Below are 7982 nucleotides of genomic sequence, written 5' to 3'. Positions count from 1 at the left end.
CCAGGCTTAATCGAGAATATGCAGCGCTGCACTAAACCAGGCGGTTATAACCTGATTGTTGCCGCCATGGATACCGCTGATTTTCCGTGCACCGTGGGTTTCCCCTTTGCGTTTAAAGAAGGAGAACTTCGTCGTTATTACGAAGGCTGGGATTTACTGAAATATAATGAAGATGTTGGTGAATTGCATCGTACTGACGCCAACGGTAACCGAATTAAACTGCGCTTTGCCACGCTGCTGGCACGTAAAACAGCCTAAGTCGATGTTCCGCTAACCCCCTCTGCGCCCAGCATTTTTCTTAAAAATGGGCGCTCTGAAAAAATTGTGCTTTGGTTACCATTTTTAATCCAACGCAGATGATTTCCCTTTGCTACTATTTCAACTGCATATCTGCATATTCTAAGGGATCGTTTCATGCGTACTCATACTTTATTTAAAGTTGCAGTGCTTACTGGTTTACTGGCGTTATCAGGCTGTGCCTCAAAAGTGACGCAGCCTGATAAATACTCGGGGTTTTTAAAAGACTATTCAGGTCTTAAGGAAACAAAATCTGCTACGGGGCATCCGGTATTGCGTTGGGTTGATCCCAACTTTAGTGATACCAAATATGACAACATCGTCTGGAACCCAATAACCTATTATCCGGTCCCGAAACCTTCCACACAGGTTGGACAGAATGTGCTGGATCAGTTGTTAAACTACACCAACACAAAGATGAAGACCTCTATTGGTCAACGTAAACCGCTGGTGACCACGCCGGGGCCGCGTAGCCTGATCTTCCGCGGGGCGATCACCGGGGTGGATACCAGCAAAGAAGGGCTGCAGTTCTATGAAGTGGTGCCTGTGGCGTTGGTGGTTGCCGGTACCCAAATGGCAACCGGTCACCGCACGATGGACACCCATCTCTACTTTGAAGGCGAGTTAATTGATGCGGCGACCAATAAGCCGGTGATTAAAGTCGTGCGTCAGGGTGAAGGCAAAGATCTGAATAACCAGAATACGCCGATGGCATTTGAGACGCTGAAACAAGTGGTTGATGACATGGCGACGGATGCCACCATGTTTGATGTAAACCAGAAATAATCGTGACGCGCCATCGTTTGATGGCGCGTTTCTTTATGCTGTCCGGCGGCGCAACAGCGCCGGTGGACGGGCAAACATCACCAGGTTTCCCACCAGAATCAGAAGCAGTCCCGCTACCGCATTCACCTGCCAGCTATAACCTTCATAAACCGTAGAAAATGACAGCGCAACCAGCGGAAAGAGCAATGTGCTGTACGCGGCATTACTCGCGCCAATTCTTCCTACCAGCGTAAAGTAGGCACCGAAGGCGATGACCGATCCGAAAACCGCCAGATACAGCAGGGCGCCGATGTAGCTGAAGGTCCATTGCGGAGTGAAGCTATCCCCGCGCAGAAGGGCAATCGTTGCAATCAGCAGCGTGCCGTACAGCATGGCCCAACTGTTAGTAGTCATCACTTCCAGACCTTTTTTCTGATGGCGCAGGCTGATCATATTTCCCAGAGAGAAACCAAATGTCCCCAGCGCGCTCAGACCAATCCCCAGCAGCAGCGATCCGCTAAATCCGCTGTTCATCAGATCCTGCCAGAAGAGGGTGACGATACCCGTCAGTCCCAGCGCGGCGGCGCAGTAAAACCGCAGCGGAGGTTTTTGCCCAAAGAAGAAGAAGCTATTCACCGCGTTAAACAGCACCGCCATGGAAAAGATAACTGATTCCAGTCCGGTATTGATCCAGGCGGCCGCCGTGTAAAAACACCAGAAGTTAAAGCAAAAAACGCAACTGCCTTGCAGCAGACAAAACAGATGGTCACGTAACGACAGCGTCCGTAACTTTCCACGAATCTGCATAATCAACATCATCAACGCCGTCGCCACCGCAAAACGCCAGAAAATCGAGACGGGTGCGGCAACCGGACCTTGCTGTAAATAAATGGCGATCCACGTGGTACCCCAGATCACCACGACCAGACAATATAATAGTGCGTTCATTATTTTCTCCCTTCATACCTAATAATTCACTGTTGCAGATTGCACGGGCGATGCGCTTTCATCGGCTTGCGGGATACTTGCAAAATCTTGCGCTTTTTTCCGTCGGACGGGTGGTAACCGCAATGACCTGCGATAGACTGAATGCCTGAATAACAGTGTTTATGTGGTGGTATGACCCGGTCCTACGATGCCTTTGAAAAGTTGAGTCAGCACAATGCCGTGTTACACGAGTCGGTCGAGCTGCGCTCGGGCGTTCAGTTAGCTGCATGGTCGAATAAGCGCGATACCATCACGCAGTATTGCGATCATCACACGCTCAGTCTGTATGTGGCAGATGGCTACGAGAGCTATCAAAAAACGGCCTCAGGCTGGAAAAATGGGGGCGGACCGGACCGGTTTTGCCTGTTGCCAAAAGAGAGTGAATCTACCTGGGATATCCGCGACGACCTCTCGTTCGTGCATCTTTACTGCACTGACGCGCATTTGCGTGAAGTCGGGGAAAAAGTCTGGGATAAAAGCCCTTACCGTTTTACGCTGGATGAACGGACGTTTGGCAACGATCCAGGGATTACAGCGGTTTACCGCCAGTTTTTACTGGGCAACGACTGGCACCAGCCCGCGAATCACCTGACGCTCAGCGCCGCGTCGTCATTGCTGATGACCCATCTTATTCAGCACTACAGCAACGTGCAGTGGCGGTTGCCGACGGTAACGGGTGGACTTGCGCCGGTGACGCTGCGTAATGTGCTGGCTTATATCGACGCCCATCTGGCAGAACCACTGACGCTTGCCGATCTGGCGCATGAAGCTGCGCTGAGCGAATTTCATTTCGCCAGAATGTTCCGCCAGTCGATGAAAATGGCACCGCATCAGTACGTGATGCAGCGCCGGATGGCAGTGGCAAAGCAACTGGTCTGTCACTCACAGCGTCCGTTAACGGAGATTGCGCTGGCCTGCGGATTCAGTTCGCCAAGTCACTTCAGTAACCGTTTCAAGCAGGTGACCGGGAAGACGCCCTCGCAGTTACGCGCGTCGCGCCAGCCTTAAGACGGTGTAACAGATCCCGCCCGCGATCAGCCCCCAGAACGCCGAACCAATTCCGTACAGCGTCAGCCCGCTGGCGGTGACCAGAAACGTCACCACGGTGGCATCACGTTCGTTTTCATGACTCAACGCCTGATACAGGCTACCCGAAATCGTCCCCAGTAGTGCCAGTCCTGCCAGCATCTGAATACCGCTCGTCGGCAGCGCCGCCAACATCCCGGTAATGGAACTGCCGAAAACGCCGGCTAACAGGTAGAACACGCCAGCAGCAGCGGCGGCCAGCCAGCGTTTTGCTGCATCCGGATGGGCCTCCGGACTCTGGCAAATCGCCGCCGTGATAGCGGCAATGCAGATGGAATAAACGCCGAAAGGAGATAACAGCAGCGCCAGTAATCCGGTGACAATGATCAGGGGCGAGACGGGGACATCGTAACCCGCAGCTTTCATGGTCGCCACACCGGGCGCATTCTGCGACGCCATCGTCACCAGAAAGAGCGGTACGGCAATCCCCAGACAGTGGGCCAGCGAAAACTGAGGGGCAATAAACGTGGGCAACACCGGGGTCATCGCTAACGAAGAGGTGGCAATGTCACCTTCAAATAACGCAATGACCGCACCCGCAATCAGCGCCGCAATCACCGCATAGCGCGGTGCAATACGCTTCAGAATCAACCACGCCAACAACATGCCGCCACAAAGCAGAAACTGATCATTGAGACTGGCAAATGCCTGCAGGCCAAAGCGGAGCAAAATCCCGGCCAGCATGGCTGCCGCCAGCGAATGGGGGATGACCTGCATCAGGCGGGCGAATAATCCGGTCACGCCGCACAACACGATCAGCGCGTTGGCGATGATGAACACGCCAATCGCCTCCGGCAGCGTCAGTCCCTGGAGTCCAGTCACCAACAGCGCCGCACCGGGTGTTGACCATGCTGTCAATACAGGCGCACGATACCAGAACGTCAGGATCAACGTACTGACCCCCATCGCGAGGCCCAGAGCGCTCATCCAGCCGGCAATTTGCGCGGTACTGGCACCCGCCGCCACGGCGGCCTGCCAGATGATGGCCGCTGAACTGGCATAGCCGACCAGTACGGCGACAAAGCCAGAAAGCAGCGTGGGTAAGGGGAGGGAAAATGAACGCATAGGCATTCCTTGTGCGTTATAACGGTCATTTAATCTAGCATTTGGGCGTTATAACGTACAAGTGGTAAGCTGATGTATTGGGAGGATATCAATGGACAACCTGACACACTATCTGGCGAACACCTTGAAAACATTGCGCAAACAGCGTGAGTGGAGTTTATCGCGCCTGGCCGAGGCCACCGGTGTGTCAAAAGCGATGCTCGGGCAAATTGAGCGCAACGAGTCCAGTCCCACGGTGGCGACGTTATGGAAGATTGCCACCGGGCTGAATGTCCCGTTCTCTACCTTTATTTCGCCGCCGGAATCTGAGCCACTGCCGACGTTTGATCCGCAAGAGCAGGCGATGGTCGTGACGCCGTTGTTCCCGTGGGATCCGGTGCTGTGTTTTGATCACTTTTCAATTTTGTTGGCACCCGGTGCGCTCAGCGAATCCACGCCGCACGAAGCGGGCGTGATTGAACATGTGGTGGTAATCGCAGGCGATCTGGAGATGTGCATTGACCAGCAATGGCGCGTCATCAGGGCCGGAGAAGGCATTCGTTTTGCCGGCGATAGCGCCCATGCTTATCGCAACAGTAGCGAACAGACCGTGCACTTTCATTCGCTCATCCATTACCCGCGCAGTTAAGCGGGAAAACTATTTCGCAAAGCGGCGCTTCTGACTACAATAGCCGCCATTTTGCTGCTACTGGATAAAAACAACGCTATGCGCCCGTCTCCACATCGCCTTGAATTGTTAAGCCCGGCACGTGATACCGCCATCGCCCGCGAAGCCATTTTACATGGTGCGGACGCCGTCTATATCGGTGGTCCCGGTTTTGGGGCGCGTCATAATGCCAGCAATAGCATGCAAGATATCGCGGAGCTGGTGCCGTTCGCCCATCGCTATGGCGCAAAAATCTTTGTCACGCTGAACACGATCCTTCACGACGATGAACTGGAACCCGCACAGCGACTGATTACCGATCTCTACCAGACCGGCGTGGATGCGTTGATTGTGCAGGACATGGGGATTCTGGAACTCGACATTCCGCCGATCGAACTGCATGCCAGTACCCAATGCGATATTCGCAGCGTGGAGAAAGCCAAATTTCTCGCTGACGTGGGGTTCACGCAGATCGTGCTGGCGCGTGAACTGAGTCTTGAGCAGATTCAAGCCATTCATCAGGCGACCGATGCCACCATCGAATTTTTTGTCCACGGGGCGCTGTGCGTGGCGTATTCCGGGCAATGTTATATCTCGCATGCGCAAACGGGGCGTAGCGCCAACCGTGGCGACTGCTCGCAGGCGTGCCGTCTGCCATATACCCTGAAGGACGATCAGGGACGGGTGGTGTCGTATGAAAAACACCTGCTGTCGATGAAAGATAACGATCAGACCGCTAACCTTGGCGCGCTGGTCGACGCCGGTGTGCGTTCCTTCAAGATTGAAGGGCGTTACAAAGACATGAGTTACGTGAAGAACATTACCGCGCACTATCGGCAGATGCTGGATGCCATCATTGAGGATCGCGGTGACCTGGCGCGGGCTTCCGCCGGACGCACGGAACATTTCTTTACCCCGTCAACGGACAAAACCTTTCATCGCGGCAGCACCGACTACTTTGTGAATGCGCGCAAAGGGGATATCGGCGCTTTTGATTCGCCGAAGTTTATCGGCCTGCCGGTGGGTGAAGTGCTGAACGTGGCGAAAGATCATCTGGACGTTGAGGTCAGCGAGCCGCTGGCGAACGGCGATGGCCTTAATGTCCTGATCAAACGTGATGTTGTCGGCTTTCGTGCCAATACGGTGGAAAAAACCGGACAAAATCGCTATCGCGTCTGGCCGAACGAAATGCCTGCCGAACTGCATAAATTGCGTCCACACCATCCGCTGAACCGCAATCTTGACCATAACTGGCAGCAGGCGTTAACCAAAACCTCGAGCGAGCGTCGGGTGGCGGTGGATATTGAGTTGGGCGGCTGGCAGGAACAACTGATCCTGACGCTGACCAGCGAAGAGGGCGTCAGTATCACCCATACGCTGGATGGACAGTTTGATGAGGCCAACAACGCGGAAAAAGCGCTGAACGGGCTGAAGGACGGACTGGCAAAACTGGGGCAGACAATCTATTACGCCCGCGATATCGCAGTGAATTTGCCCGGCGCGCTGTTTGTGCCGAACAGCCTGCTTAATGCGTTCCGCCGGGAAGCGGTAGAGATGCTGGATGCCGCGCGCCTTGCAAGCTACCAGCGCGGCGTTCGCAAGCCGGTGTCCGAGCCTGCGCCGGTTTATCCGCAATCACACCTGAGTTTTCTGGCCAATGTTTACAACCATAAGGCGCGGGCGTTTTACCATCGTTATGGCGTGCAGTTGATTGATGCGGCCTATGAAGCGCATGAAGAAAAGGGCGAGGTGCCGGTGATGATCACCAAACACTGCCTGCGCTTTGCCTTTAATCTGTGTCCGAAGCAGGCGAAAGGCAATATCAAAAGCTGGAAGGCGACGCCGATGCAACTGGTGAACGGCGATGAGGTGCTAACGCTTAAATTTGACTGCCGTCCGTGCGAAATGCATGTGATTGGTAAAATCAAAAATCACATTCTGAAGATGCCGCTGCCTGGCAGCGTGGTGGCTTCCGTCAGCCCGGAAGAGCTGATGAAAACGCTGCCGAAGCGTAAAGGCTAACAAAGCTGCCGGATACGCATAGCGCTATCCGGCGCCCCATTAATGTGATTTAAATCCTGCCGCCGTCATGATCAGGCGAAAGAACATCCCTACGGCGGCCAGTGCCAGCACGCTGCCGCCCCACAAAATGACCAGCCACATCAGGCGTTTCCAGAGAGAGTGTTGCATCAGTGATACCCCTCGCCATGTTGAACTTTGCCGCGAAACACGTAATAACTCCAGAAGGTGTAAACCAGAATAACAGGGATGATCAGTAACGCACCGACCAGCATGAAACCCTGACTCTGCGCGGGTGCGGCTGCCTGCCAGAGCGTAATGGATGGTGGAATGATATGCGGCCAGATGCTGATCCCGAGTCCGCTAAAGCCGAGGAAAATCAGCCCGAGAGTCAACACAAAGGGCAGCGCGTGGCGGTGCGGTTGATGAAGCGTTCGCCATAGCCAGATGCTAATCACCGCGACCAGTAGCGGAACCGGCAGCAGGAACCACAGATTCGGCAGGCTAAACCAGCGTTCCGCTATCACCGGGTGTGCCAGCGGCGTCCACAGGCTGATCATCGCAATCACCAGCAGCATCAACAGCAGTAACTTTTTCGCCACGTCTCGCATTTTATCCTGCAACGGATTTTCACTTTTCATTACCAGCCAGGTGGCGCCCAACAGGGCGTAAGTGACCACCAGTCCCGCGCCGCAGAACAGGGTGAAAGGGGTGAGCCAGTCAAACGGCCCGCCGCTGAAACGACGCCCGGTGACGGCAAAACCATTAATCACCGCACCCACCACCACGCCCTGAGTGAACGTCGCGAGAATCGAACCGCAGAGAAAAGCTTTATCCCAGAACGGGCGATGCGCTGGCGTGGCTTTGAAGCGAAATTCAAAGGCGACACCGCGAAAAATCAGCCCGATAAGCATCAGCGTCAGCGGGATCGTCAGCGCGTCAATAATCACCGCATAGGCCAGCGGAAACGCGCCAAATAATCCCGCTCCGCCGAGGACCAGCCAGGTTTCATTACCGTCCCAGACCGGAGCGACGCTGTTAACCATCACATCGCGATCGTCAGCGTCGCGAATGACAGGAAATAAAATGCCAATACCCAAATCGAATCCATCCATCA

8 protein-coding genes and 1 pseudogene are annotated in these 7982 nt (G+C 54.4%); 5 read left to right on the top strand and 4 right to left on the bottom strand.

Annotated elements, in window-relative coordinates; translation table 11 throughout:
* Together AB7E14_RS16910 and AB7E14_RS16905 are read left to right on the top strand one after the other, a co-directional pair.
* A pseudogene (locus AB7E14_RS16910) lies at positions 1 to 258 on the top strand (tellurite resistance methyltransferase TehB); the annotation flags it as partial.
* Between the two features lie 156 nt (positions 259 to 414).
* Positions 415 to 1083, top strand: a complete 669-nt coding sequence (locus AB7E14_RS16905; protein WP_043000637.1) for a DUF3313 domain-containing protein — start codon at positions 415 to 417, stop codon at positions 1081 to 1083.
* A gap of 33 nt (positions 1084 to 1116) precedes the next feature.
* On the opposite strand, the gene AB7E14_RS16900 is transcribed toward AB7E14_RS16905, so the two are convergent.
* Positions 1117 to 2010 carry a DMT family transporter gene (locus AB7E14_RS16900; RefSeq protein WP_316961680.1) on the bottom strand — a complete coding sequence of 298 codons (894 nt, stop codon included), beginning with the start codon at positions 2008 to 2010 and terminating at the stop codon, positions 1117 to 1119.
* A gap of 171 nt (positions 2011 to 2181) precedes the next feature.
* Between AB7E14_RS16900 and AB7E14_RS16895 the strand changes: the two genes are divergently transcribed.
* Positions 2182 to 3057: a helix-turn-helix domain-containing protein gene (locus AB7E14_RS16895; RefSeq protein ID WP_043000639.1), complete on the top strand. Its 876-nt coding sequence runs from the start codon at positions 2182 to 2184 to the stop codon at positions 3055 to 3057.
* On the opposite strand, the gene AB7E14_RS16890 is transcribed toward AB7E14_RS16895, so the two are convergent.
* Complete coding sequence (locus tag AB7E14_RS16890; protein WP_058588100.1) at positions 3034 to 4200, bottom strand: benzoate/H(+) symporter BenE family transporter; 1167 nt, start codon at positions 4198 to 4200, stop codon at positions 3034 to 3036. The genes AB7E14_RS16895 and AB7E14_RS16890 overlap by 24 nt on opposite strands.
* A gap of 91 nt (positions 4201 to 4291) precedes the next feature.
* On the opposite strand from AB7E14_RS16890, the gene AB7E14_RS16885 reads away from it, so the two are divergent.
* Both AB7E14_RS16885 and AB7E14_RS16880 read left to right on the top strand, forming a co-directional pair.
* A complete protein-coding gene (locus AB7E14_RS16885) occupies positions 4292 to 4828 on the top strand; it encodes a helix-turn-helix domain-containing protein (protein ID WP_043000641.1) in 537 nt (178 codons plus the stop codon).
* A gap of 78 nt (positions 4829 to 4906) precedes the next feature.
* A complete protein-coding gene (locus tag AB7E14_RS16880) occupies positions 4907 to 6868 on the top strand; it encodes a peptidase U32 family protein (RefSeq protein WP_316961679.1) in 1962 nt (653 codons plus the stop codon).
* Positions 6869 to 6907: 39 nt separating this feature from the next.
* On the opposite strand, the gene AB7E14_RS16875 is transcribed toward AB7E14_RS16880, so the two are convergent.
* Both AB7E14_RS16875 and cydB read right to left on the bottom strand, forming a co-directional pair.
* Complete coding sequence (locus tag AB7E14_RS16875) at positions 6908 to 7036, bottom strand: DUF2474 domain-containing protein (protein WP_072200620.1); 129 nt, start codon at positions 7034 to 7036, stop codon at positions 6908 to 6910.
* The coding region (cydB, locus tag AB7E14_RS16870) for a cytochrome d ubiquinol oxidase subunit II (protein WP_428169700.1) at positions 7036 to 7982 on the bottom strand (947 nt) is incomplete at its 5' end. The genes cydB and AB7E14_RS16875, both read right to left, overlap by 1 nt.

The organism is Citrobacter sp. (assembly GCF_050252275.1).
In the GTDB taxonomy this organism is placed as follows: Bacteria; Pseudomonadota; Gammaproteobacteria; order Enterobacterales; family Enterobacteriaceae; genus Citrobacter_A; species Citrobacter_A amalonaticus.
Note: the sequence above shows the minus strand (reverse complement) of the source record. Positions and strands in the feature narration are given on the sequence as shown.